Origin of the sequence: Pseudomonas sp. REP124 (assembly GCF_020164475.1) — a bacterium.
Lineage (GTDB): Bacteria > Pseudomonadota > Gammaproteobacteria > Pseudomonadales > Pseudomonadaceae > Aquipseudomonas.
On sequence record NZ_JAIQWX010000099.1, the window covers coordinates 1 to 24,156 of the forward strand.

Genomic DNA, 24,156 nt, shown 5'->3' on the forward strand with positions numbered 1-24,156 from the left:
CGAAGGCGCCTTTTCAGACGCCAGATGTATCAAGCCTTCCCGGTAATCTTCCGGTACTTCTCCATCAACTGCTCTTCAGTCTCCGGATGAGCCTCGTCCAGCGGGATGCAATCCACCGGGCAGACCTGTTGGCACTGCGGTTCGTCGTAGTGGCCGACGCACTGTGTACACAGGTTCGGGTCGATCACGTAGATCTCTTCGCCTTGGGAAATGGCGGCGTTCGGGCATTCGGGTTCGCAGACGTCGCAGTTGATGCAATCGTCGGTGATGATCAGGGACATGCTAACTCCAGCCAGGGCGGCAGGCCCGGGCGCAATAAATCAATGCGCGCAATTGTGCCGCATTGGCGCTGCGGGAGCCAGCTTGCCGGCGACAGACGAGCGGCTGCCGCGCTTTACGAGCCGGCAGCCCCTGCATTTGCGGGATTACTTCTTGAAGCGTTCTTTCAGCGCGTCCGCCACCGCAGGGTGGACGAACTTGGTGATATCGCCGCCCAAGGCTGCGATTTCGCGGACCAGCGTCGAGGAAATGAACGAATAACGCTCGGACGGCGTGAGGAACAGGCTTTCCACGTCCGGGGCCAGTTGCCGGTTCATGTTGGCCAGCTGGAATTCGTATTCGAAGTCCGACACCGCGCGCAGACCACGCAGGAACACGTTGGCGTTCTGCTCCTTGGCGAAATGCGCCAGCAGGGTCGAGAAGCCGACGACTTCAACGTTCGGCAGATGTTTGGTGACCTCGCGGGCCAGTTCAACGCGCTGTTCCAATGGGAACAACGGGTTTTTCTTGGGACTGGCGGCGACGGCAATGATCACGTGATCGAACAGGCGCGAGGCGCGTTCGACCAGATCGCCATGGCCCTTGGTAATAGGGTCGAAGGTACCTGGGTACAACACTCGGTTCATCGCGGCGTCCTGGCGGGAGTGCGTTGGGGAGTCGGATGGTATCGCAGCCTTACCGGTCGGGAAAGTCGACTGTTGGGTAAGAAAGCACTATAGACGATGGGAATGTTCGTCGTTTTCACGGGTTTTTTAAACGTTCGGCCAGGGAAGTCGCCAGTTGCGCCGTCAGTCCGTAGACCGACAATTGCGGGTTTGCGCCAATGCTGGTGGGGAACAGCGAGCCGTCGTGAATCGACAGGTTGCCCAGCTGATGATGCCGGCCGAGGCTGTCTGCCACGGCGTTCTTCGGGTCCTCACCCATGGCGCAGCCACCCATCACATGGGCGCTGCCAAGCTTTGTGCGGTACAGCTCAAGGCTGAGCCCGTCGATCAATTTGCGCGCCTCGCCCAGGGTTTTCACGTAACCGGCATCCGCGTGCATCGGCATCACCGCCCTGGCGCCACCGGCGAACTGGATCTCGGCCATGCTGTGGAAAGCCCGGCGCAAACCGTCCCAGACATAAGGTGAAACCTGGTAATCGAGTACCGGCGAGCCGTCGCCGCGCAGCTCGACGCTGCCGCCGGGGCTGTCCGGATGAAAGCCGTCGCGCAGCAAGGCGAGCATGGCGTGGGTGTGCGGCAGGTTGGCCATGTGCTGCGCGTTCTCCTGGCCGAAACCGCCGAGCAGCGTCGCGGCCAGCGCCGGGTGCAGCGGTGGAACCTCGAGTTTGTAGCCGATCGGGCCGGTGGTGCCGTCCTTCCACTGGAAGTAATCGGAGTAGATGGACTGCGGCGCGCCGTAGAACGGGTTGATCACCTCGTCGAACTGTCCGGCGGACATGTTCACCACATGCAGGAACGTCCGTTTGCCCAGCCGTTTGTGCGGGTCTGGCGCGTCGGAGCGCAGCAATAGCGCCGGGCTGTTGATCCCGCCGCCAGCCAGGACGTAGTGGCGTGCCTTGACCGTAACTTTGCGACCGGTAGGCTCGACGCAACGTGCATCCATGGCCATGCATTGCAGTCCGGTGACCTTGTCGCCGGCGATCAGCAGTTTCTCGGCACGGGCCAGGTAAAGCAGCTCGCCGCCTTTTTCCAGCGTGGCCGGAATGGTCGTGACCATCATTGATTGCTTGGCGTTGGTTGGGCAACCCATGCCGCAGTAGCCCAGGTTCCAGCAGCCACGCACATTGCGCGGGATGACATGCCAGTTGTAGCCGAGCTGTTCGCAGCCCTTGCGGATCACGTCGTTGTTGGCGTTGGGCGGGACCAGCCAGGGGGCGACGCCCAGGCGCTGCTCCATTTTTTCGAACCACGGCGCCATGTCCGTGGGGCTGTGGCCTTTGACGTCGTGCTCTTTGGCCCAGTGTTCCAGGGTCTGCTGCGGCGTGCGAAAGCTCGAGGTCCAATTGATCAGCGTGGTGCCGCCCACGGCCCGGCCCTGGAGGATGGTGATCGCGCCGTCCTTGCTCATGCGGCCGATGCCTTCCTGATAAAGGCTGGCGTAGGCCTGGTCTTCGAGCAGCTTGAAATCGCTGCTGGTCTTGAGTGGGCCTTCTTCGATCAGCAGCACTTTGTAGCCGGCCGCACTGAGGATTTCCGCCGTGGTCCCGCCGCCGGCGCCGCTGCCGATGATCGCCACATCCGCTTCGAGGGTCAGGTCCTCTGTGAGTTGTGAGCCGTCATGGGTTTTCCAGCCACGGGCCATGCCTTCGCGGAACGGGTCGGGTACGGGCATCTTCGGGATCTCTTCTTATTCTTTGAATATGTGGTTGGGGCGGCTGACGTCTTCGCGGGCAAGCCTCGCTCCTACAAGGAATACACAAACCCCTGTAGGAGCGAGGCTTGCCCGCGAACAGAGCGACTCGGTCTTAAACAGTAGGAGGCCCGGGATACCCGCAATGCACCCACGACTCCCTGCGCCCATACCAGGCCATCATCACCAGTTGCACCAACGAGCTATGCCCCATGCGCAACAAACTCAACGAACTGTTTTCCCAGCGATCGAGGAAGTGTCGGATAGCGTCGGCGCTAGCGTTTTCCCAACTGCCCCAGATCCCGGTCAACGGCCCGCGGGTCACGGCCATCCCCAGCACATCGAACAGTTGCCGAGTCAGCTTGAGCATTTCCGGCGACAGGTGATCGAGGTTGTAGTCCAGGCTTTTCAAGGTGCCGTCGACGGCGGCGGGCATGTGTTCGGCGCTCACCGCGCCGTCGAGCATCACCGGGATCAGCGCGCGCAGGAACAGCAGGTCACCGCCGCGCAACGCCGCGAAACCACTTTCCGGAATGCTCGACGAACAACCGCTCAGACTCGCGCCCAACCCGGCGGTGGCAAGAAAGGCGCTGGCGCCCAGGCTGAACTTGAGCAGGCCGCGCCGTGACAGCGCGGGAGTATTGGACAGGCTTTGGTCCATCATTGTTGTTATCCGTTGGCGTCGAGCGTTAGCGAATGAACAGCTTCTGGATCAGCTTCTGAATGGATTTGCCGTAGGGCGGATAAATCAGTTTCGCCGCGTTGAAGCGCTGTTTAATCAGCACGCCCTTGGCCTTGCTGAAGGTCAGGAAACCTTCGTGACCGTGGTAGTGGCCCATGCCCGAAGCGCCGATGCCGCCGAAAGGCATGTCGTCCTGGGCGACGTGAAGCAGGGTGTCGTTCAGGCACACGCCGCCGGAATGGGTCTCGTGCAGCACGCGCTGCTGTTCGCGCTTGTCGTAGCCGAAGTAATACAGCGCCAGTGGGCGAGGGCGCTGGTTGATGTAGGCAAAAGCCTGATCGAGGTCGCTGTACGGCACGATCGGCAGCAGCGGGCCGAAGATTTCGTCCTGCATCACCGTCATCTCGTCGGTGACATTGAGCAGCAGGCTATGCCCCATGCGGCGTCCCTGACCCTGATCGAACAGCGGAATCAGCAGCGCGCCCTTGCTGGTCGCATCGCTGAGGTAGCCGTTGAGCCGCGTCAGTTGTCGGTCATTGATGATGGCGGTGTAGTCCGGGTTGTCCGCCAGTGTCGGATAAAAGCCGCGAACTGCCTGGCGATACGCTTCGACGAACTCACCGATGCGCTCGTCCGGCACTAGCACGTAGTCCGGGGCGACGCAGGTCTGGCCCGCATTGAGGGTCTTGCCAAAAGCGATGCGTTCGGCGGCGTCCTTGAGCGGCACGTCGCGGGAGACGATGGCCGGGGACTTGCCACCCAGTTCCAGGGTGACGGGGGTCAGGTTCTCGGCTGCCGCGCGCATCACGTGCTTACCGATGCTGGTGGCGCCGGTGAACAGCAGGTGATCGAAACGCAGCCTGGAGAATGCGACGCCGATATCGGCCTCACCCAGCACCACGCACACCAGGTCTTCGGGGAAGATACGCGCCAGCAACTGCTTCATCAGCAAGCCCGTGGCGGGAGTCGATTCGCTGAGCTTGAGCATCACCCGGTTGCCCGCCGACAGCGCGCCCACCAGCGGACCGATGGCGAGATACAGCGGGTAGTTCCACGGCACGATCACCCCGACCACGCCCAGCGGCTGGTAAACCACCTTGGCCGAGGCCGGCTGAAAAGCCACGCCGACCTTGCGCTTTGACGGGCGCATCCAGCGCTTGAGGTGGCGGCTGGCGTAGTGAATGTTGTGCAGGCTTGGCATCAGTTCGGCGAGCAGGGTTTCATCGGCGCTGCGATTGCTGAAATCCTGGCTGATCGCATCGATCAAGGCCTGGCGTTCGCTGTCGAGCAGATCACGCAGTGCTTTCAGCCATTGCAGGCGCTGGGCGGCGGGCGGCATCGGGTTGGCGGCATAGGCGGCGCGCTGCGCATCGAACTGTGCCTGGAGCTCCGCCAGCGGTTGCTGCAGATCTTGCAGGTAGGAAATTTCAGCAGTCATGGTCGGCTCCGTATTTATTGTAATGAAGCACTTTTTAGAGTCTATGCTCTACAAAGTCAAATGACATACTGGCGCAGCTTTGTTTTATCCATTTCCGGATAGGTCGTAAGATGCCCGTCAACGCACTCTGAATTTAAGCTCAAGCCATGGCCCCACGAATAAAAACCAGCGAGCGCATCGTGCAGAACAGCCTTGAGCTGTTCAATCAACAGGGCGAGCGCAGCATCAGTACCAACCACATTGCAGCCCACATGGAGATTTCTCCGGGCAACCTGTACTACCACTTCCCCAACAAGCAGGCGATCATCGCCGTGCTGTTCAGCGAGTACGAAACGCTGGTGGACAGCTTCCTGCGTCCGCCTCAGGGGCGGGCGGCCACGGTCGAGGACAAGCGCTTCTACCTCAAGGAACTGCTCTCGGCGATGTGGCGCTACCGGTTCCTGCATCGCGACCTCGAACACCTGCTCGACAGCGACAGCGAGTTGGCCGCGCGGTATCGGCGCTTCTCCCAGCGCTGTCTGATTCAGGGCGGCGCCATCTACAAAGGCTTCGTCGCCGCCGGCATCCTGACCATGGACAAGGTGCAGATAGAATCCCTGACCCTCAATGCCTGGATCATCCTCACCTCCTGGGTGCGCTTTCTGTGCACCACCCGGGAAAACTCCAGCCACCTCAGCGAGCAGGCGATCAAACGCGGCGTGTATCAGGTACTGGTGCTGGAGGCCGGGTTCGTGACCGATCAGGCCCGCGATGAGGTCAATGCGCTGTTCGAAGAGTTTTACGTGCCGCTGGCGCAGGCGCTGGAAGAAGTCTCGCGTTAAAAAGTGAAGTAGCATCCAGACCCGGTTTATTCACAGGAGCCCGTTATGCCCATTGCGCAGTTGATCAGCCCGCAAGCGTTGGACCTGAAAAAGGACCAGCCGGGGCTGGTGATTCTCGATTGTCGTTTTGCCCTCGAAGACCCGGACTATGGTCAGCGCAGCTATGCCGAAGGCCATATCGCCGGGGCGAGCTTTGCCGATCTGGAGCGGGATCTGAGCGGGAAGGTGGTCAAGGGAGTGACCGGCCGCCACCCGTTGCCGGAGCCGGCCGAGCTGATCGAGCGCCTGCAGGCCTGGGGCATCGACAACGACAGCGAAGTGGTTTTGTACGACGACGGCCCCGGTGCCTACGCGGCGCGGGCCTGGTGGGTGCTGGCGTGGCTGGGCAAGCGCGAGGGGGTGTTCATCCTCGATGGCGGGCTCAAGGCCTGGCATGCGGCAGGTCTGCCGTTGAGTCTCGATGCGCCGACGATCGAGCGCGGCAGCTTCAGCGGAACCCCGGACAACTCGCTGTTGCTCAGTGCCAAGCAATTGCAGAAACGCCTGAGTCGACCGGAACTGACCCTGATCGACGCCCGTGCCTTGCCGCGTTTCAAGGGTGAAGTCGAGCCGATCGACCCGGTGGCCGGGCATATTCCCGGCGCGCAATGCGCGGCGTTCACCGATAACCTGGGCGCCGACGGGCACTTCCTGCCGGCCGATCAGCTCAAGCAGCGTTTCGCTCAGAAGCTGGCGGGGCGTTCACCGGATGATCTGGTGGCGTACTGCGGTTCCGGCGTGACGGCCTGCCACAACCTGTTCGCGCTGTGCCTGGCGGGTTATCCGTTGGGGGCGTTGTATGCGGGGTCGTGGAGTGAGTGGATCAATGATCCGGCGCGCGGGATCGCGACGGGCGAGTAATTTTTCAAGATTTCGTTTCTAAAGCCGGGCGCTGCGATAGGCTCCCGGCCCCACTCCGTACACCTGCTTGAACTGCCGGCTCAGGTGACTCTGGTCGGCAAATCCCAGCTGCATGGCGACTTCCAGCGGCAAACACCCTCCTTGTAACAAGGTCCGCGCGCGGGCGATGCGCTGCTGCATCAACCAGGTGTGGGGCGGCATGCCGGTGGCGCGGCGGAATACGCGGGCGAAATGGAAGGGCGACAGATTGACCGCCGCCGCCAGTTCTTCCAGCGAGGGCGGCGCCGCCAGTTGTGCGTGCAACAGCTCCTTGGCCCGGGTCACCGCCCGGTGTTCCTTGCCCGGCTTGCCGGCTTCGCCAACCGCCGCATGACGCTGCAGCAGTGACAGCGTCAGTTCACGCCAGGCGGTCTGCTGTTGCAGGGCGGTGGCCGGGCTTTCCAGCAGCCGATGCAATTGGCAGAAGCCGCTCACCAGGTCCGGGTCGCGGTAGAGCGTGGCGCCGAACATCGGCAGGTGATGGGTCGGCAGTTCAAGTTCGGCCAGCAGTGAGGTGATCTGCTGGCTGTCCGGATAAAACGCCCGATACAGCCAGCCGTCTTCCGTGCCCTTGTGGCCGGTGTGCAGCTCATCGGGGTTGATCAGCACCAGGGTGCCGCTGCCCGCCAGATGCTCGGCACCGCGATAGCGGTAACGCTGGGCGCCAGCCATGATCATGCCGATCACGTAGCCGTCGTGCACATGAGGCGCGAAGCGGTGGTCGATGTAGCGCGCCGACAGCAGTTCGATCCCGGCCAATGGCGCGGTTTGCCAGAAGTGGATCGACTCGCCCTGATTGACGTCCATGACCTATGTCAGACCTACAGAGCTGAGCCATTGCGGAATCCGCCGCTCAAGGTAGTAACCCGGCTGCCTGACCGAACCGTCGACGAATCCCACATGCCCGCCTCTTGCCTGCAATTCGAATTGCGTGGAGGGCGACAGCTCTTCGGCTTGCGGCAGGCTGTGGGGAAACACGAATGGGTCGTCGGCGGACTGAATGATCAGCGTCGGTGTGCGGATTTCCCCCAGGAAGTAGCGGCTCGACGCCCGGCGATAGTAGTCCTTGGCATCGAGGAAACCGTTCAACGGCGCCGTCACCCGGCCGTCGAAATCCCAGAAGGTGCGCATGTTCTCCAGCGAGCCCAGGGCCGCCAATGCCGCCAGGCCATCTTCACGACCGTCATGCTGGAACTGGCGCTGCTTGTTCTTGATGTAGGCCAGCATCTCGCGCATGAAGTGCGCCTGATAGACCTTGGAAAAGCCCTGACCGATGCGGTCGGCGCATTCGTCGAGGCGAAACGGCACCGATACCGCCACGGCGCCGAGCACGCCACTGTCGCTGCCGGTTTCGCCCAGGTGCTTGAGCAGGACGTTGCCGCCCAGCGAATAACCCACCGCGTACAGCGGCGCCAGTGGCCGTTTGGCCCGCAGGTGGCTGATGGTTTCGGCCAGGTCTTCGCTGGCGCCGGAATGGTAGCTGCGGGGCAGCAGGTTGGGTTCGCCGGAACAGCCGCGCCAGTTCAGCGCGACGCTGGCCCAGCCGAGATCGCCCAAGGCTTTCTGCATTCCGGCCACATAAGGCGAGTTCGACGAGCCGGTGAGCCCGTGCAGCACCAGCACCAAAGGCGCTTCGGCGCTGTGCGGGCCGTGCCAGTCGAGGTCGAGGAAGTCGCCGTCTTCGAGCCACAGGCGCTCGCGTTCGCGCTCGATATGGGTGGTTTTGCGCCACAGCGGTCCCCACAAGGTCTGCAAGTGCGGGTTGCCGAGGCCGAAGGCGGGGGTGAAGCGTTCAGACGGATGGGACACGGTCATTCTCGAAGCAGCAACGCGCACCCGGATCGAGGTGCGCGCCTTGTACAGTCCGGCCGATCAGCCGGCGATCTCTGCCATACGTTGCCACAACGAATAATAGACCCGCCCGGATTTTTGCTCCCGGTGCAGGCGCCAGTTGCCTGGCAGGCCAAGCGTCGACGGCGCGGTTTCGCTTTCGGTGTAGATCCAGGCATCGTCGGCCAGCCACTGGCGCTCTTCGAGCAGCGTGCAAACGGCGGGCAGCAGGTTCTGGTTGAACGGCGGGTCGAGGAACACCAGGTCATAAGCCGTGGCGGTCTGGGTTTCCAGATAACGCAGGGCGTCGGCGGTCTGCACCTGGCCGGTGGTGCAGCGCAGGGTGCCCAGGTGCTCCTTCAGGGCGGATACCGCGAGGCTGCTGGCATCCAGCGCCTGACCCATGGCGGCGCCACGGGACAAGGCTTCAAGAAACAGTGCGCCGCTGCCGGTGAACGGGTCGAACACCTTGGCACCCGGCACGTAAGGCGCGAGCCAGTTGAACAGGGTTTCACGCACCCGATCCGGCGTCGGGCGCAGGCCCGGGGCGTCAGGGAAGCTGAGTTTGCGACTGCGCCATTCGCCGCCGATGATGCGCAACTGGTTCACACCGTTGTGCACGTTTTGAGCAGGTTTTTTCGCACGAGTAGCCATTAATGCTCCGGAACCCCGAGCGGTTGCTCGGCAGGTTTATCAGATGGGGCCGGTAACGGCTTTTGCGGCACGGTCGGGCCAGCGCTGACGATGACCATTTTGTCCGTGCTCAAGTGTTTGTTCAGTGCATCTCTGACCTGTTCGACGGTCAGGTTCTGCGACTGCTGCATGAAGTCTTCCAGATGACTCAATGACAGATTGTAGAAGCCGATCGCACCCAGCTGGCCGACGATATCGGCGTTACTGGCGGTGGACAGCGGGAAGCTGCCGGCCAGTTCACGCTTGGCGTCGTCGAGTTCTTTCTGGGTCGGGCCGGTCTTGAGGTAGTCGGCGAGCACGTCCTGCACCAGCTTGAGGGTGCCTTCGCTCATCTCGGCGCGGGTCTGCAGGTTGATCATGAACGGGCCGCGCGCCTGCATCGGGGTGAAGCCCGAATACACGCCATAAGCCAGGCCACGCTTTTCGCGCACTTCGCTCATCAGGCGCGTACCGAAACCGCCGCCGCCAAGGATCTGGTTGCCCATGGATAGCGCCGCGTAATCCGGATCGTCACGGTCGATGCCCAGTTGCGCGAGCATCAGGTTGGTCTGCTTGGACGGGAACTCGATGTGGCCGATGCTGGCCTTGGGTTCGGCCGGTTGCGCGATTTTCGCCAGGGCCGGGCCTTTTGGCAGCGCGGCGGAAACCTGGGCGGCAATGGCTTCGGCCTCGGCACGGGACAGGTCGCCAACCAGCGCGATCACCACGTTGCCGGCGGCATAGGCTTTCTGGTGGAACGCCCGCAGTTGCGCCAGAGTGATGACCGGAACGCTTTTGGCCGTTCCATCGCTGGCGTGGGCGTACGGATGATCGCCATACAGCCGGTTCATCAGCTCCAGGCTGGCCAGTTTGCCGGGGTTCTGCTTCTGGTATTCGAAGCCGGCGAGCATCTGGTTCTTGATGCGGGCGAAGGAGTCTTCGGGGAAGGTCGGTTTGCCGACGACTTCAGCGAACAGCTTGAGCGCCGGTTCGCGTTTGTCCGCGGCACTCAGACTGCGCAGCGACGCCACCGCCATGTCCTTGTAGGCACCGTTGCCGAAGTCGGCACCCAGGCCTTCAAAACCCTGGGCGATGGCGCTGACATCCTTGCCGGCCACGCCTTCGTTGAGCATGGCGTTGGTCAGCAGGGCCAGGCCTGGAGCGTCGCCGTCCTGGCTGCTGCCGGCGGCGAAGATCAGGCGCATGTCGAACATCGGCAGCTCACGGGCTTCGACGAACAGCACCTTGGCGTCTTCGGCGGTGTTCCAGGTCTGCACGTCGAGCTTGCGGTGGCTTGGCGCCTTGCCGTTGAGTTCGGCCAGCGATTGCAGCTTCTGGCTGGCCTTGGCCTTGTCCAGGGCTTCGCTGGCGACGGTGTCACCGGTCTTGGTGAAGTAGAAGGCAGCCGAGCCGATCAGGGCCACGGCGACCAGGCCGATCAGGGCGCGGCGCGGTTTCTTGTGATCACTCATGAGGCGTCTCCTCCGGCAGTACATGGGCGACGCTGAGACGTTCGCGGGTGAAATACAGCTTGGCGGCGTTCTGGATGTCTTGCGGGGTCACGCTTTCCAGGTCGGCGAGTTCGGTGTCCATCAGTTTCCAGGACAGGCCGACGGTCTCCAGCTGGCCGATGGCGGTGGCCTGGCTTGTGATCGAGTCACGCTCGTAAACCAGGCCGGCGATGACCTGGGCGCGTACACGCTCGAGTTCTTCGGCGGACGGCGCGGTGGTTTTCAGCTGTTCGAGCAGCTTCCACAAACCGGCTTCGGCCTGGGCCATGGTCTTTTTCTTCTGGCTGTTGGGCGTGGCCGACAGGGTGAACAGGCTGTCGCCGCGGGTGTAGGCGTCGTAGCTCGACGAGCCGCCGGACACCAGCTCCTCGCCGCGTTCCAGTTGCGTCGGGATGCGCGCGCTGTAGCCGCCGTCGAGCAGGGCCGAGATCAGGCGCAGGGCGTTTACCGAGCGCTTGTCCTCGGCGGTGGCGATGCTAGGCACGTTGAAAGCCAGCATCAGGCTAGGCAACTGGGTCTTCACGTGCAGGGTGATCTGGCGCTCGCCGGGTTCGGCCAGTTCCAGCGGGATCTTCGCCGGCGGCACGTCGCGTCTGGCGATCGGGCCGAAGTAGCGTTGGGCCAGGGCTTTGACTTCGTCCGGGGTCACGTCGCCGACCACCACCAGCGTGGCGTTGTTCGGCACGTACCAGGATTCGTACCAGTGACGCAGTTCTTCGACTTTCATGCGGTCCAGGTCCGCCATCCAGCCGATGGTCGGCGTGTGGTAGCCGCTGGCGGGGTAGGCCATGGCCTTGAAGCGCTCGTAGGCCTTGGACATCGGCTTATCGTCGGTGCGCAGGCGGCGTTCTTCCTTGATCACTTCGATCTCGCGGGCGAACTCGTCAGGCGGCAGGCGCAGGCTGGCCATGCGGTCGGCTTCCAGTTCGAAGGCCACGCCCAGGCGGTCGCGGGCCAGCACCTGGTAATAGGCGGTGAAGTCATCGCTGGTGAAGGCGTTCTCTTCGGCGCCGAGGTCGCGCAGGATCAGCGAGGCTTCGCCGGGGCCGACTTTCTCGCTGCCCTTGAACATCATGTGTTCCAGGGCGTGGGACAAACCGGTCTGACCCGGCGTCTCGTAGCTGGACCCGACCTTGTACCAGACCTGGGAAACCACCACCGGCGCGCGATGGTCTTCGCGCACGACGACCTTCAAGCCGTTGTCGAGGGTAAATTCGTGGGTGGGTTGCGGATCGGCAGCCAGGGCCGAGAGGGGCAGACAAACTGTGCTGAGCAGCAGGCCTGCGGCGCGGCGGGCTAGAGCATTCATTCGTTTTTAAACCTGTTGGGCTGCCCGCTTGGTCTTAGCGTCTGCGGGCGAGAGGGTGCTAGGATACTGATCCGTTTTAGCGGCGGCCACGCCTATCAGGCCTTTATGCTTGATCAGGTTGAATGGGTTTGCGACGAAAGGTGGATATTTATCAACCGGTTTCTGCTTTTTCGCCGATTTTGCTGCTTTAGTCCATTGAGAAATCGATTCCTTGAGGCGCCGATCAGCACCTCGACAAAATGTTGCGCGTGAACAAGCTCGATCAATCGCAGTCTGTTCTGCATCGAATATTTATTACCGGGGCGCCCCTTGGCGCGTCGCTACCGTGAGATAGCCGTCCTCCATGTTTGGTTCCAACGACGACAAGAAGACCCCAGCTGCGGCTGGCGAGAAAAAAAGCCTGTTCGGATGGCTGCGCAAAAAGCCGCAGGAACCCGTCGTCGAACAGCCACAGCCAATCCCTGAGCCGGCTCCCGCGCCGGTTGTAGAAGCAGCAGAACCGGCACCGGTGGTATTGCCGATCGCAGAGCCGGTGCTCCAGCCGGTGGTCGAGGCAGAGCCTGCCGTTGCCGTCGAACAGCCTTTGACGCCAGCTTCCGAGCCATGGTTGACCTTGCCGGTGGCGGAAGAGCCGGTGGCACTGGTGGAAGATGAACAGGCGCCGCACGTTACCCCGCCGATTCCCGCGCCGAGCGCGTTTGCACCTGAGCCTGTCCAGGCGCCGGTCGCAGCGCCGGTTGTCCAGGCCGAGCCTGTTCTTGTTGCTCCCGAGCCTGTCGTTCCTGCCTTCGTGGCCCCGCCAGCGCCGGTCGTCCAAGCGCCTGCGCCCGTAGCCGCTGCCCCTATCGCTCCCGTCGAAGCGCCTGTCGAAAAACCGGCCGAGCCACCGCGCGTCGAAGAAGCCAAGACCGGTTTCTTTGCCCGCCTCAAGCAGGGCCTGTCCAAGACCAGCGCCAGCATCGGCGAAGGCATGGCCAGCCTGTTCCTGGGCAAGAAAGCCATCGATGACGAGCTGCTCGATGATCTCGAAACCCGCCTGCTGACCGCTGACGTTGGTGTCGAGGCCACCTCGGTGATCATCCAGCGCCTGACCCAGAAGGTCGCACGTAAAGAACTCGCCGATTCCGATGCGCTGTACAAATCCTTGCAGGGCGAGCTGGCGGCAATGCTCAAGCCTGTCGAGCAACCGCTGAAAATCCATTCGCGGAACAAGCCGTTCGTGATTCTGGTCGTCGGCGTCAACGGCGCCGGCAAGACCACCACCATCGGCAAGCTGGCGAAGAAGCTGCAGCTGGAAGGCAAGAAAGTCATGCTGGCCGCCGGCGACACCTTCCGCGCTGCGGCGGTGGAGCAATTGCAGGTCTGGGGCGAGCGCAACAAGATCCCGGTCATCGCCCAGCACACCGGCGCCGATTCGGCTTCGGTGATCTTCGACGCCGTGCAGGCCGCCAAGGCCCGTGGCATCGATGTGCTGATCGCCGACACCGCTGGTCGTCTGCACACCAAAGACAACCTGATGGAAGAGCTGAAGAAAGTTCGCCGGGTGATCGGCAAGCTCGACGCCGACGCGCCGCACGAGGTGCTGCTGGTGCTCGACGCCGGTACCGGCCAGAACGCCATCAACCAGGCCAAGCAATTCAACCAGACCGTCGAGTTGACGGGCCTGGCGCTGACCAAACTCGACGGCACCGCCAAGGGCGGGGTGATTTTTGCCCTGGCCAAGCAGTTCGGCTTGCCGATCCGCTATATCGGCGTCGGTGAAGGCATCGACGATTTGCGCACTTTTGAAGCTGAACCCTTTGTCCAGGCACTGTTTGCCGAGCGGGAGCGTTCATGATTCGTTTCGAACAGGTCGGTAAGCGCTATCCGAACGGTCACGTCGGCTTGCATGAGCTGAGCTTTCGAGTCCGTCGTGGCGAGTTTCTGTTTGTCACCGGCCATTCCGGCGCCGGTAAAAGCACCCTGTTGCGGCTGCTGCTGGCCATGGAGCGCCCGACCAGCGGCAAGCTGCTGCTCGCCGGGCAGGACCTGAGCACCATCAGCAATGCGCAGATTCCGTTCCTGCGCCGGCAGATCGGCGTGGTGTTCCAGAACCACCAGTTGCTGTTCGATCGCACCGTGTTCAACAACGTCGCACTGCCTTTGCAGATTCTCGGCCTGTCCAAGGTCGAAGTCGCCAAGCGCGTGGATTCGGCCCTGGAGCGCGTTGCGTTGTCGGATAAAGCCGATCTGTATCCCGGCGATCTGTCCACCGGCCAGCAACAGCGCGTCGGCATCGCCCGCGCCATCGTTCACCGCCCGGCATTGCTGCTGGCGGACGAACCGACCGGTAACCTCGACCCGCGTCTGGCGGCGGAAATCATGGGCGTGTTCGAAGACATCAACCGCCTGGGCACCAGCGTGCTGATCGCCAGTCACGACCTGGCACTGATTGCGCGTATGCGCCACCGCATGCTGACCTTGCAGCGCGGTCGATTGATCGGCGACGGGGAGGCCGGGGTATGAGTGCGACACGCAGTCCAAAGGTTTCCGAGCGAGTGGCCCCCAAGGCCGCCGATCCGCAGCCAGCCAAGAAAAAACACGACGACGATGACGGCCCGGACTTCGCCACGCTGTTCCGCGCCTGGATCGAAAGCCATCGCGCCAGCATGGCGGATAGCCTGCGTCGCCTGGGCAAGCAGCCCATCGGCAGCTTTTTCACCTGCATGGTGATGGCGGTGGCCCTGAGTTTGCCCATGGGGCTGTCACTTTTGCTGAGCAACGTCGAGCGTCTCGGCGGTTCCTGGCAGCGTGCGGCGCAGATTTCCCTGTACCTGCAACTCGAAGCCAGCCCGACGGAAGGCGAAGCGCTGCGCGAGCAGATCAAGGGCATGCCCGGCGTGGCCGACGCGGAGTACGTGGGTCGCGATCAGGCGTTGGAAGAGTTCCAGCAGCAGTCCGGTCTGGGTGATGCACTCAAGGAGTTGCCGGAAAACCCGCTGCCCGGCGTGGTGCTGGTGACGCCGAAGGAGGTCGACAAGTCGACGCTTGAAGCATTAAGACAACAACTTTCCGAATTGCCCAAGGTACAGCAGGCGCAGCTTGATCTAGTCTGGGTCGAGCGTCTGGCAGCCATCCTCAAGCTGGGCGACCGATTTGTCTTCGGTCTGACCGTGCTTCTGGTTTCCGCATTACTTTTGGTGATAGGCAATACCATTCGTCTTCATATTGAAAACCGCCGCACAGAGATAGAAGTGATTAAACTCGTCGGCGGCACTGACAGCTATGTGCGCAGGCCCTTCCTCTATATGGGCGCGCTGTATGGCTTTGGTGCGGGGATTCTTTCCTGGGGCGTATTGGCGTTCGGCCTTGACTGGCTGAACGATGCGGTAGTGGGGCTGGCCGGTTTGTACGGCAGTGATTTTGCGCTGGCCGGCGTGCCGGTCGCCGACGGTCTGTCTCTCTTGCTTGGCGCGGTACTGTTGGGGTATATCGGTGCATGGATTGCAGTCGCTCGCCATTTGCGGGAGCTTGCACCCAAGTAATGTCATTTTGCTCGTATTGACCTTTCATTTTTTATGGGAACTTGTTCTTCGGTTTCCGGTCAATTCTGGCAGTGCTTAACGGCACGAGTTTGTAAGTCGGAGGTTTTTTCGTATGACCAATTCTTTGCAACCTGCATATGCTCTGGTCCCGGGTGCGAACCTGGAGGCCTATGTGCACACCGTCAACAGCATTCCATTGCTGTCGCCGGAGCAGGAGCGTGAACTGGCCGAGAGTCTCTATTATGAGCAGGATCTTGAGGCGGCTCGGCAGATGGTGCTCGCCCACTTGCGTTTTGTCGTACATATCGCCCGTAGCTATTCCGGCTACGGTCTGGCTCAGGCTGACCTGATCCAGGAAGGCAACGTCGGCCTGATGAAGGCCGTGAAGCGTTTCAACCCGGAAATGGGCGTGCGTCTGGTTTCGTTCGCCGTGCACTGGATCAAGGCAGAAATCCACGAATTCATCCTGCGCAACTGGCGCATCGTGAAAGTGGCCACCACCAAGGCCCAGCGCAAGCTGTTCTTCAACCTGCGCAGCCAGAAGAAGCGTCTGGCGTGGCTGAACAATGAAGAAGTGCATCGCGTGGCCGAAAGCCTCGGCGTCGAGCCGCGGGAAGTTCGCGAGATGGAAAGTCGCCTGACCGGCCATGACATGGCTTTCGACCCGGCTGCCGAAGCCGACGATGACAGCGCTTTCCAATCGCCGGCCAACTACCTGGAAGACCACCGGTACGACCCGGCCCGTCAACTGGAAGATGCCGACTGGAGCGACAACTCCAACCACAACCTGCACGAAGCGTTGGAAGTGCTGGACGACCGCAGTCGTGACATCCTCTACCAGCGCTGGCTGGCAGAAGAAAAAGCCACGCTGCACGACCTGGCGCAGAAGTACAACGTGTCGGCCGAGCGTATTCGTCAGCTTGAGAAAAGCGCGATGAACAAGCTCAAGTTGTCGATTGCCGCGTAAGCGGTGGGATGGCAATAAAAAACGCCTCGATCATTGATCGGGGCGTTTTTGTTTGTGCCTGTTTTCTGCCGAAGCCGACCCTTGTGGGAGCGAGCCTGCTCGCGATTGCGTCGGGTCAGGCGCTAGAGATGTTGGATGATCCACCGCAATCGCGAGCAGGCTCGCTCCCACAGTGGGCGATCGCGGTTATTGAGACCACGGCGCCCGACGCGAATCATTGAGCCCTAACAGATAACTATCCCCGCCCAGCTGACTCATCTGCCGCCGAATCCACCCCGCACGCCGCGCGACATAGCTGGTCGGATGGCTCGCGCTCCACACCCTCGGGTTCGGTAACACTGCCGCCAGCAGACTCGCCTGCTGCCGACTGAGATTCTTGGCGCTGGTACCGAAGTGATGCCGCGCCGCCGCTTCCGCGCCAAACACCCCATCATCCCACTCGGCGCTGTTCAGGTAGACCTCGAGAATCCGCTGCTTGGGCCACAAAACCTCGATCAGCGCGGTAAACCAGGCTTCCAGGCCCTTGCGCAGCCAGCTGCGACCGGACCACAAAAACAGGTTCTTCGAGACTTGCTGACTCAGCGTACTGGCCCCGCGAACCGAACCACCCAACTCGTTATGGGCCAGCGCAGCGCGGATCGCACCGATATCAAAACCCCAATGCTCGGGAAATTTCTGGTCTTCGCCGGCAATCACCGCGACTTTCAGATCGTCCGAGATCTCTTCCCAGGGCTTCCAGGTACGCTGCAGGTCGATGGGTTCGCCATCGATCCAGGATTCGATTTTGCGCTCGACCATCAGCGCCGTGCCCGGCGGTGGCACGAAGCGAAAGATCAGCACCAGCAATACGCTGCCAGCCATGAACCAGAGCACGGCCTTGGTGAAACGACGGAAATAGATACGCAGCATAGAGATGGCTTGGCCGAACCCGTTGAAGCGGGCCATTATACAGACCCTGTTGATCGAGTCTGACTGGAGTTCTTCATGCTGCGTGGCTTTCTGATGCTGGCCGCTTTCTTCGGTTTCACCGGTGTCGGCCTTGGGGCCTTTGCCGCCCACGGCCTGAAAAACCGCCTGAGCGCCGAGTACCTGGCGATTTTCCACACCGGCGTCACCTATCAACTGGTGCACACCCTGGCGCTGCTGGGCGTCGCGCTGCTGGCCACGCAGATCCCGGGGCGCCTGGTGACATGGGCCGGCGCATCCTTTGCCATCGGCATCCTGCTGTTCTCCGGCAGCCTGTATGTGCTGACCCTGACCGGCATCAGCAAGCTGGGGATCATCACGCCTTTCGGCGGCCTGTGCTTCCTTGCGGGCTGGCTCTGCCTGGGCCTCGCCGCCTGGCGCTTGCCGCTGACCGCCTGACGCTTATTGCTGACCTTTAGGTCACGATCGGGCTAGAATGCCAGCCCTTTAAAATGATGGCGGCATTTGGCATGCGCATTCAGTTGAACGGTGAATCCCTTGAACTGCCCGACGGTGAAACCGTTGCGGCCCTGCTGACCCGTCTGGATCTGACCGGACGCCGGGTGGCGGTCGAACTCAATCTGGATATCGTTCCGCGCAGTCAGCACGCAGACACCACGCTCAACGATGGCGACTCGGTCGAAGTGGTGCACGCCATCGGCGGCGGCTAGTCATCCGGCAAAAGGCCTGCGGCCTCAGCACCAAGCATTCTGCAAGAACCTCACCCCTACAGAGGATTTCCCATGAGCATCGTTCGTAGCGACAAGCCTTTCGTTCTGGCCGGTCGTACTTACCAGTCGCGTCTGCTGGTCGGTACCGGCAAATACCGTGACATGGAAGAAACCCGCCAGGCCATCGAGGCGTCGGGTGCCGAGATCGTCACCTTCGCCGTGCGTCGCACCAACCTGGGCCAGATCGAGGGCGAGCCGAACCTGCTCGAAGTGCTGTCACCGGATCGCTACACTTTCCTGCCGAATACCGCCGGTTGCTATGACGCTGTCGAAGCTGTGCGCACCTGCCGCCTGGCCCGTGAGCTGCTCGATGGCCACAACCTGGTGAAACTGGAAGTGCTGGCGGACCAGAAGACCCTGTTCCCCAACGTGATCGAAACCCTCAAGGCCGCCGAGACTCTGGTCAAGGAAGGCTTCGACGTGATGGTCTACACCAGCGATGACCCGATCATCGCCCGTCAACTGGCGGAAATCGGCTGCATCGCGGTCATGCCGCTGGCCGGTCTGATCGGTTCGGGTCTGGGGATCTGCAACCCGTACAACCTGCAGATCATCCTCGAAGAAGCCAAGATTCCTGTGCTGGTGGATGCCGGTGTCGGCACCGCTTCCGATGCCACCATCGCCATGGAGCTGGGTTGCGAAGCCGTGCTGATGAACTCCGCCATCGCCCACGCGCAACAGCCGGTGATGATGGCCGAAGCCATGAAACACGCGATCGTCGCGGGCCGCCTGGCCTACCTCGCCGGCCGCATGCCGAGAAAACTCTATGCCAGCGCCTCTTCGCCGCTGGATGGTCTGATCAAGTAAGAGCCATTGATGACTGAATCGAACGACACGCCTATCCAGACGGAAGAAGGCGACGAGCGCCAACACCGCCGCATCAAGAGTTTCGTGATGCGCGCCGGGCGCATGACCGAAGGCCAGCAACGTGGCCTGGATCAGGGCACGCCGCTGTTCGTGCTGCCGCTGGCCGATGCGCCGGTGGATTACGACCAGGTATTCGGCCGCTCGGCACCGCGCTCGCTGGAAATCGGTTTCGGCATGGGCCATTCGCTGCTGGAAATGGCGGCGGCCTCGCCGGAGCAGGATTTCATCGGTGTCGAAGTTCACCGTCCGGGTGTCGGTGCGCTGCTCAATGGCGTGCTGACTCAGGGCCTGACCAATCTGCGGGTCTACGATTGCGATGCGATCGAAGTGCTTAACCGTTGCGTCGCCGACAACAGCCTCGATCGCCTGATGCTGTTCTTCCCGGACCCGTGGCACAAGAGTCGTCACCACAAGCGCCGCATCGTGCAGGCTTCGTTCGCCGAACTGGTGCGCAGCAAGCTGAAGGTCGGCGGTGTTCTGCACATGGCTACCGACTGGGAGCCGTACGCCGAGTACATGCTGGAAGTGATGAATGTCGCACCGGGTTATCGCAACCTCGCCGAAGACGGCAAGTGCGTACCGCGCCCGGCCGAACGCCCGATCACCAAGTTCGAACGCCGTGGTGAGCGTCTTGGGCATGGGGTTTGGGATCTGAAGTTCGAAAAGCAGTCCTAAGCAACGCCCAATCTGTAGGAGCGAGGCTTGCCCGCGAAGAGAACGCTGCGGTGTAACTGATACACCGCGTTATCGTTCTTCGCGGGCAAGCCTCGCTCCTACAGTTTTTTGGGGTGTTTGGGATCAGCGGCGGTCAGCTACGACGCCGATAAGCACCAACACCACCAACAACACCGGCGCCAGGCTGTAGTTGTTGAACTGGCTCAGCCCGCGCACGACCCAGGGCGTGGCGTAGATCAGGGCGGCGCCGCTGCCGATCATGCACAGCAGGGCCATCAGCGGGACGCGCAGGGCGCCGGCGATGCTGCCCAGGCGTTGTTCGACCCAGCCTTTGAAATCCGCGCCGAACAGCACCAGCAGGCAACCCACCAGGGCCAAGGCGATTTCCGAGAGGTTGCTGCGGCTCCAGCGAGACACGGTGGCGAGCAGGTCGAGTACCAAATCCATTCGAAGTCCTTATGTCAGAAATTTCTGCAGCAAGTCGTTGAGGAATAGCTGTCCGCGCTCGGTGGCCACCAGACGTGACGGTTCGACCTGCAACAGGCCGCTTTGTTCGGCGTCGCGGCGGCTTTCGGCGAGGCTATCCAGGGGCATGCCGGTGCGTTCCGGATAAAGCTGCGCTTCGACGCCTTGAGTCAGGCGCAAGGCGTTCATCAGGAACTCGAACGGCATTTCATCATTGGCCAACGCCTTTTCGCCAGCCTTGAAGCTTTTTGCCGGGTTCAGGTAATCCTTCGGCAGGCGGGTCTTCCAGGTGCGCACGATACGCCCGTCCGGATGACTGAGCTTGCCGTGGGCGCCGGCACCGATGCCGATGAAGTCGCCAAAGCTCCAGTAATTGAGGTTATGCCGCGCCGCCCTACCGGGGTGGGCGTAGGCGGAAACTTCGTATTGCACGTAACCGTGTTCGGCCAGCAGCGCTTGCCCGGCTTCCTGAATGTCCCACAGCGTGTCGTCTTCCGGCAGCGTCGGCGGCTGGTTCCAGAACACCGTGTTCGGCTCCAGGGTCAGCTGATACCAGGACAGGTGGGTCGGTTTCAGGGCGATGGCGGTGCGCAGGTCATTCAGGGCGTCATCCAGGGACTGATCGGGCAAGCCGTGCATCAGGTCCAGGTTGAAGTTGTCGAACCCGGCCTGACGCGCCATACCGGCGGCTCGTACCGCTTCGTCGCCGTTATGAATCCGCCCCAGCGCCTTGAGCTTTTCCTGCTGGAAGCTCTGGATGCCGATCGACAGGCGATTGATGCCCAGCGCCCGGTAAGCCACGAACTTGTCCTGCTCGAAGGTACCCGGATTGGCCTCCAGAGTGATCTCGATGTCGTGGGCAAACGGAATGCGCTGCTCGACGCCTTTTAGCAGGCGGCCCAAGGCTTGGGCGCTGAACAGGCTCGGCGTGCCGCCACCAAAGAAGATCGAGCTGAGTTCGCGCCCGTAAACGGCGTGCAGGTCCTGATCGAGGTCAGCCAGCAGCGCGTCCACGTACTCCTCTTCCGGCAGCTCGGGGCTGGCGGTGTGGGAGTTGAAGTCGCAATAAGGGCATTTGCGCACGCACCACGGGATGTGGATGTACAGCGCCAGGGGCGGCAGCACTGGCAGGGCCGCCCGAGGTGATGGGGCGTCGCCACCGTAGATCAGCGGCGACGCGGATGATTCACGGGTCATTTCAAGCCCAGACGCTGGCGCAGCAGATCCATTGCACGGGCGCGGTGGCTGATCTGGTTCTTGTCGGCCGGGCTCAGCTCGGCGCTGGAGCAATCGCGCTCCGGTACCCAGAACAGCGGGTCGTAGCCGAAACCGTGTTCGCCGCTGGCCTGGGTCAGGATGCGACCGTGCCACAGGCCTTCGCAGAGGATCGGCAACGGATCATCGGCGTGACGCACCAGCGCGAGCACGCAGACGAACTGTGCGCCGCGTTCTTCCTGCGGCACGTCCTTCAGGACGTCGAGCAGCTTGGCGTTGTTCGCCGCATCGCCCTTGCCGTCGGCATAACGCGCCGAGTAGATGCCCGGTGCGCCGCCGAGGAAGTCCACCGCCAGACCCGAATCGTCGGCCAGTGCCGGCAAGCCGGAAATGCGCGCGGCATTGCGGGCCTTGAGTATGGCGTTCTCGACGAACGACAGACCGGTCTCTTCAGGCTCGATCTTGCTGAACTCGCCGATCGAGCGCAGTTGCACCGACTGGCCGAGCATGGCCTGTAGTTCCTTGAGTTTGCCGGCGTTGTGGCTGGCCAGCACGAGTTGGGTGAAGTTGATCATTCGCCGGGAAAGAGCTCTTGGTTGAAGTTGATGGTGTTGATTTTGTCACCGTTCTGCACCTTGATCTCGAAGGTGCGGGTTTCCTGCTGCGGAACCGGGTACTGGGCGATGTAGTAGATCGCGCCCTGCTCGGTGATCTGCCTGAAGTTCAGAGGCACGCTCTGGCTGGTCAGGTCTTTGACCGTGCCGCTGACCTGAGCCATCTGCGGCTTGCCGTCCTTGATCACCGAAATGTTGATCACGCCCTGGTTCTTGCTGCGGGTGAGTTCCGCGGCCTTGGCGACTTCCGGCGTCAGGAAGGTGGAATTGAAGGTGTTGTAATGCACCGTGGTGTCGCCGAATTTTTCCTGGCGATCACTTTTGATCGCGTCAGCGGCCATGGCCGTGACGCTCAGGCAAGCAGTTAGTACGAACAGCGCTAGACGACCCATGATCGTTCTCCTCGAAATAGGGTGGTTCAGACCGCGACCTTGTGGTCTGTGAGCCCCGGGCTGCTGACGCGGTAAATGCCGATCTCACCTAACAGATTAGGCCATAGCTTGCTGGCCCACCCGTGGCGATGCTGTTGATCCACTGCCAGCCGATCAATGACCTTCGCTTCACGTTCGCGGCACAAGGCTTCAAAGTCCGCGAAGGTGCAGAAGTGAATGTTCGGCGTGTTGTACCAGGTGTAAGGCAGGAACTCGGAAACCGGCATCCGGCCCTTGCTCGCCAGGTACCAGCGGCAGCGCCAATGACCGAAGTTGGGGAAGGTGATGATGCACTGGCGACCGACCCGCAGCATTTCGTCGAGGATCTTGTCCGGGTAGTGCACCGCTTGCAGCGCCTGGGTCATGACCACGATGTCGAAACTGTTGCTGGCGAAGTTGCCCAGGCCCTTGTCCAGGTCCTGCTCGATGACGTTGATGCCCTTGGCCATGCACTCGGCGATGTTGTCGGCGTCGTTCTCCAGGCCATAACCGGTGACCTGCTTGTTGTCGCGCAGCCAGGTCAGCAGTTCGCCGTCGCCGCAACCCAGGTCGAGCACGCGGCTGCCGGCGGGGATCCATTCCTGGATGATTTCCAGATCAGCTCTCATGGCTATCTCACAAGGTAATTCGGTTCATGTAATTACCGAATGCCTGCAAGTAGCGCGGGATCGGAATCAGGAAGGCGTCGTGGCCCTGTGGTGCGTCGATTTCCAGGTAGCAGACGTCCTTGCGCGCCGCCATCAGCGCGTCCACCAGTTCCCGCGAGCGGGCCGGGGAGAAGCGCCAGTCGGTGGTGAACGACATCACGCAGAACTTGGCGGTGGCGTTGGCGAAGGTCTTGGCCAGGTCGTCGTCGAAGTTCGCCGCTGGATCGAAGTAGTCCAGGGCTTTGGTCATCAACAGGTAGGTGTTGGCGTCGAAACGCCCGGAGAACTCTTCACCCTGATAACGCAGGTAGCTTTCGACCTGGAACTCGACGCTGTGGAAGTCGTAGTTGAGCTTCTCGCTCTTGAGGCCACGGCCGAATTTCTCGCCCATGGAGTCGTCGGACAGGTAGGTGATGTGCCCGACCATCCGCGCCAGCATCAGCCCGCGCTTGGGGATCACGCCCTGTTCCTGGAACGAGCCGCCGTGGAACTCGGGATCGGTGAGGATCGCCTGGCGCGCCACTTCGTTGAAGGCGATGTTCTGCGCCGACAGCTTGGGCGCCGAGGCGATGGCCAGGCAGTGTCGGATGCGGTCGGGGTAGGTCATGCTCCATTGCATCGCCTGCATGCCGCCCAGGCTGCCGCCGATCACTGCGGCGAATTGAGCGATGCCCAGGCGATCGGCCAGACGCGCCTGGCTGTGCACCCAGTCTTCCACGGTCAGCACCGGGAAGTCGGCGCCGAATGGCTTGCCGGTCTCCGGGTTGATGCTGCTGGGGCCGGTGGAGCCGTTGCAGCCACCGAGGTTGTTCAGGCTGACCACGAAGAACTTGTTGGTGTCGATCGGCTTGCCCGGGCCGATGCAGCTGTCCCACCAACCGGGCTTGCGGTCATCGGGGCTGTGGTAGCCGGCAGCGTGGTGGTGGCCCGACAGCGCGTGGCAGATCAGCACGGCGTTGCTCGCCGTGGCGTTCAGCGTGCCGTAGGTTTCGTAAATCAGGTCGTAGGCCGGGAGGGAGCGACCGCAGGCCAATGCCAAGGGATCGCTGAAGTGCGCCACTTGCGGCGTCACCAGACCAACAGAATCGGGGGGAAAGGCAGCTGGCATCGACCCTGCTCTCGTTGAAATGAGGCGTAAGTCTAAAGACCGCTGGGGTTAGCGGCAAGCAAAGGCCGGGCCTGATTTTCTACAGTTGGATCGAGGTGTTGCATTCGCGG

General features: G+C 62.0%; 27 protein-coding genes. 10 read left to right on the forward strand and 17 right to left on the reverse strand.

The features are described 5' to 3' along the window. Positions 1–29: 29 nt before the first annotated feature. From K9857_RS21065 to K9857_RS21085, 5 genes are all read right to left on the reverse strand, one after another. Positions 30–281: a YfhL family 4Fe-4S dicluster ferredoxin gene (locus tag K9857_RS21065; RefSeq protein WP_003195146.1), complete on the reverse strand. Its 252-nt coding sequence runs from the start codon at positions 279–281 to the stop codon at positions 30–32. 144 nt (positions 282–425) lie between these two features. Further along, positions 426–905, reverse strand: coding sequence for a pantetheine-phosphate adenylyltransferase (gene coaD / locus K9857_RS21070; RefSeq protein ID WP_085723843.1), 480 nt, complete (start codon positions 903–905; stop codon positions 426–428). 115 nt (positions 906–1,020) lie between these two features. Next, positions 1,021–2,616: a GMC family oxidoreductase gene (locus tag K9857_RS21075; RefSeq protein WP_224538942.1), complete on the reverse strand. Its 1,596-nt coding sequence runs from the start codon at positions 2,614–2,616 to the stop codon at positions 1,021–1,023. Positions 2,617–2,749: 133 nt separating this feature from the next. Then, positions 2,750–3,295, reverse strand: coding sequence for a twin-arginine translocation pathway signal protein (locus tag K9857_RS21080; RefSeq protein WP_224538979.1), 546 nt, complete (start codon positions 3,293–3,295; stop codon positions 2,750–2,752). A gap of 28 nt (positions 3,296–3,323) precedes the next feature. Beyond that, positions 3,324–4,754, reverse strand: a complete 1,431-nt coding sequence (locus K9857_RS21085; RefSeq protein WP_224538945.1) for a coniferyl aldehyde dehydrogenase — start codon at positions 4,752–4,754, stop codon at positions 3,324–3,326. Between the two features lie 146 nt (positions 4,755–4,900). Here K9857_RS21085 and K9857_RS21090 point away from each other — a divergent pair, with 146 nt between their 5' ends. Then, the gene (locus K9857_RS21090) at positions 4,901–5,575 is read left to right on the forward strand and encodes a TetR/AcrR family transcriptional regulator (protein ID WP_224538948.1); all 675 of its coding nucleotides are present in this window, start codon (positions 4,901–4,903) and stop codon (positions 5,573–5,575) included. 45 nt (positions 5,576–5,620) lie between these two features. Beyond that, positions 5,621–6,475, forward strand: coding sequence for a sulfurtransferase (locus K9857_RS21095; RefSeq protein ID WP_224538949.1), 855 nt, complete (start codon positions 5,621–5,623; stop codon positions 6,473–6,475). Positions 6,476–6,493: 18 nt separating this feature from the next. Here the strand turns inward: K9857_RS21095 and K9857_RS21100 are convergent, their stop codons facing one another. From K9857_RS21100 to K9857_RS21120, 5 genes are all read right to left on the reverse strand, one after another. Continuing rightward, positions 6,494–7,321 carry an AraC family transcriptional regulator gene (locus tag K9857_RS21100; RefSeq protein ID WP_224538951.1) on the reverse strand — a complete coding sequence of 276 codons (828 nt, stop codon included), beginning with the start codon at positions 7,319–7,321 and terminating at the stop codon, positions 6,494–6,496. 3 nt (positions 7,322–7,324) lie between these two features. Next, positions 7,325–8,323 carry a hydrolase gene (locus K9857_RS21105; RefSeq protein ID WP_224538953.1) on the reverse strand — a complete coding sequence of 333 codons (999 nt, stop codon included), beginning with the start codon at positions 8,321–8,323 and terminating at the stop codon, positions 7,325–7,327. Between the two features lie 63 nt (positions 8,324–8,386). Next, positions 8,387–8,998: a 16S rRNA (guanine(966)-N(2))-methyltransferase RsmD gene (gene rsmD / locus K9857_RS21110; protein WP_224538955.1), complete on the reverse strand. Its 612-nt coding sequence runs from the start codon at positions 8,996–8,998 to the stop codon at positions 8,387–8,389. After that, positions 8,998–10,488 (reverse strand): M16 family metallopeptidase, encoded by a 1,491-nt coding sequence (locus K9857_RS21115; RefSeq protein ID WP_224538957.1) that lies wholly within the window; start codon positions 10,486–10,488, stop codon positions 8,998–9,000. Before K9857_RS21115 ends, rsmD begins: the two co-directional genes overlap by 1 nt. Next, positions 10,481–11,836 carry a M16 family metallopeptidase gene (locus K9857_RS21120; protein WP_224538960.1) on the reverse strand — a complete coding sequence of 452 codons (1,356 nt, stop codon included), beginning with the start codon at positions 11,834–11,836 and terminating at the stop codon, positions 10,481–10,483. The genes K9857_RS21115 and K9857_RS21120 overlap by 8 nt, the downstream gene beginning before the upstream one ends. A 343-nt stretch (positions 11,837–12,179) precedes the next feature. On the opposite strand from K9857_RS21120, the gene ftsY reads away from it, so the two are divergent. The 4 genes from ftsY to rpoH all read left to right on the forward strand — a co-directional run bounded on the left by ftsY (position 12,180) and on the right by rpoH (position 16,327). Beyond that, positions 12,180–13,673, forward strand: coding sequence for a signal recognition particle-docking protein FtsY (gene ftsY, locus K9857_RS21125; RefSeq protein ID WP_224538962.1), 1,494 nt, complete (start codon positions 12,180–12,182; stop codon positions 13,671–13,673). Further along, complete coding sequence (gene ftsE / locus K9857_RS21130) at positions 13,670–14,341, forward strand: cell division ATP-binding protein FtsE (protein ID WP_175376693.1); 672 nt, start codon at positions 13,670–13,672, stop codon at positions 14,339–14,341. Before ftsY ends, ftsE begins: the two co-directional genes overlap by 4 nt. Continuing rightward, a complete protein-coding gene (gene ftsX, locus K9857_RS21135) occupies positions 14,338–15,360 on the forward strand; it encodes a permease-like cell division protein FtsX (protein WP_224538964.1) in 1,023 nt (340 codons plus the stop codon). Before ftsE ends, ftsX begins: the two co-directional genes overlap by 4 nt. Before the next feature lie 112 nt (positions 15,361–15,472). Then, positions 15,473–16,327: an RNA polymerase sigma factor RpoH gene (gene rpoH / locus K9857_RS21140; RefSeq protein WP_110965350.1), complete on the forward strand. Its 855-nt coding sequence runs from the start codon at positions 15,473–15,475 to the stop codon at positions 16,325–16,327. Positions 16,328–16,513: 186 nt separating this feature from the next. Here rpoH and mtgA read toward each other — a convergent pair whose 3' ends face one another. After that, complete coding sequence (mtgA, locus tag K9857_RS21145; RefSeq protein WP_224538981.1) at positions 16,514–17,236, reverse strand: monofunctional biosynthetic peptidoglycan transglycosylase; 723 nt, start codon at positions 17,234–17,236, stop codon at positions 16,514–16,516. A 75-nt stretch (positions 17,237–17,311) separates the two neighbouring features. Here mtgA and K9857_RS21150 point away from each other — a divergent pair, with 75 nt between their 5' ends. The 4 genes from K9857_RS21150 to trmB all read left to right on the forward strand — a co-directional run bounded on the left by K9857_RS21150 (position 17,312) and on the right by trmB (position 19,566). Continuing rightward, complete coding sequence (locus K9857_RS21150; RefSeq protein WP_224538966.1) at positions 17,312–17,692, forward strand: DUF423 domain-containing protein; 381 nt, start codon at positions 17,312–17,314, stop codon at positions 17,690–17,692. Positions 17,693–17,763: 71 nt separating this feature from the next. Beyond that, on the forward strand, positions 17,764–17,964 hold the full coding sequence (gene thiS / locus K9857_RS21155) for a sulfur carrier protein ThiS (protein WP_054044430.1): 201 nt from the start codon (positions 17,764–17,766) through the stop codon (positions 17,962–17,964). A 72-nt stretch (positions 17,965–18,036) separates the two neighbouring features. Next, a complete protein-coding gene (locus tag K9857_RS21160; RefSeq protein WP_224538968.1) occupies positions 18,037–18,831 on the forward strand; it encodes a thiazole synthase in 795 nt (264 codons plus the stop codon). 9 nt (positions 18,832–18,840) lie between these two features. After that, entirely contained in the window at positions 18,841–19,566 is a 726-nt protein-coding gene (gene trmB, locus K9857_RS21165) for a tRNA (guanosine(46)-N7)-methyltransferase TrmB (protein ID WP_224538969.1), read from the forward strand. A 123-nt stretch (positions 19,567–19,689) separates the two neighbouring features. On the opposite strand, the gene K9857_RS21170 is transcribed toward trmB, so the two are convergent. From K9857_RS21170 to metX, 6 genes are read right to left on the reverse strand one after another with little or no spacing between them, the layout of a single operon-like run. Then, positions 19,690–20,013, reverse strand: coding sequence for a DUF3392 domain-containing protein (locus tag K9857_RS21170; RefSeq protein WP_007975393.1), 324 nt, complete (start codon positions 20,011–20,013; stop codon positions 19,690–19,692). Positions 20,014–20,022: 9 nt separating this feature from the next. Further along, complete coding sequence (hemW, locus tag K9857_RS21175) at positions 20,023–21,228, reverse strand: radical SAM family heme chaperone HemW (RefSeq protein WP_224538971.1); 1,206 nt, start codon at positions 21,226–21,228, stop codon at positions 20,023–20,025. Beyond that, positions 21,225–21,821, reverse strand: a complete 597-nt coding sequence (gene rdgB, locus K9857_RS21180) for an RdgB/HAM1 family non-canonical purine NTP pyrophosphatase (protein WP_224538973.1) — start codon at positions 21,819–21,821, stop codon at positions 21,225–21,227. The genes hemW and rdgB overlap by 4 nt, the downstream gene beginning before the upstream one ends. After that, a complete protein-coding gene (locus tag K9857_RS21185) occupies positions 21,818–22,252 on the reverse strand; it encodes a DUF4426 domain-containing protein (protein ID WP_224538975.1) in 435 nt (144 codons plus the stop codon). Before K9857_RS21185 ends, rdgB begins: the two co-directional genes overlap by 4 nt. 26 nt (positions 22,253–22,278) lie before the next feature. Then, positions 22,279–22,899, reverse strand: a complete 621-nt coding sequence (gene metW / locus K9857_RS21190) for a methionine biosynthesis protein MetW (RefSeq protein WP_175376685.1) — start codon at positions 22,897–22,899, stop codon at positions 22,279–22,281. A 7-nt stretch (positions 22,900–22,906) separates the two neighbouring features. Then, the gene (gene metX / locus K9857_RS21195; RefSeq protein ID WP_224538977.1) at positions 22,907–24,046 is read right to left on the reverse strand and encodes a homoserine O-succinyltransferase MetX; all 1,140 of its coding nucleotides are present in this window, start codon (positions 24,044–24,046) and stop codon (positions 22,907–22,909) included. Between the last annotated feature and the right edge of the window lie 110 nt (positions 24,047–24,156).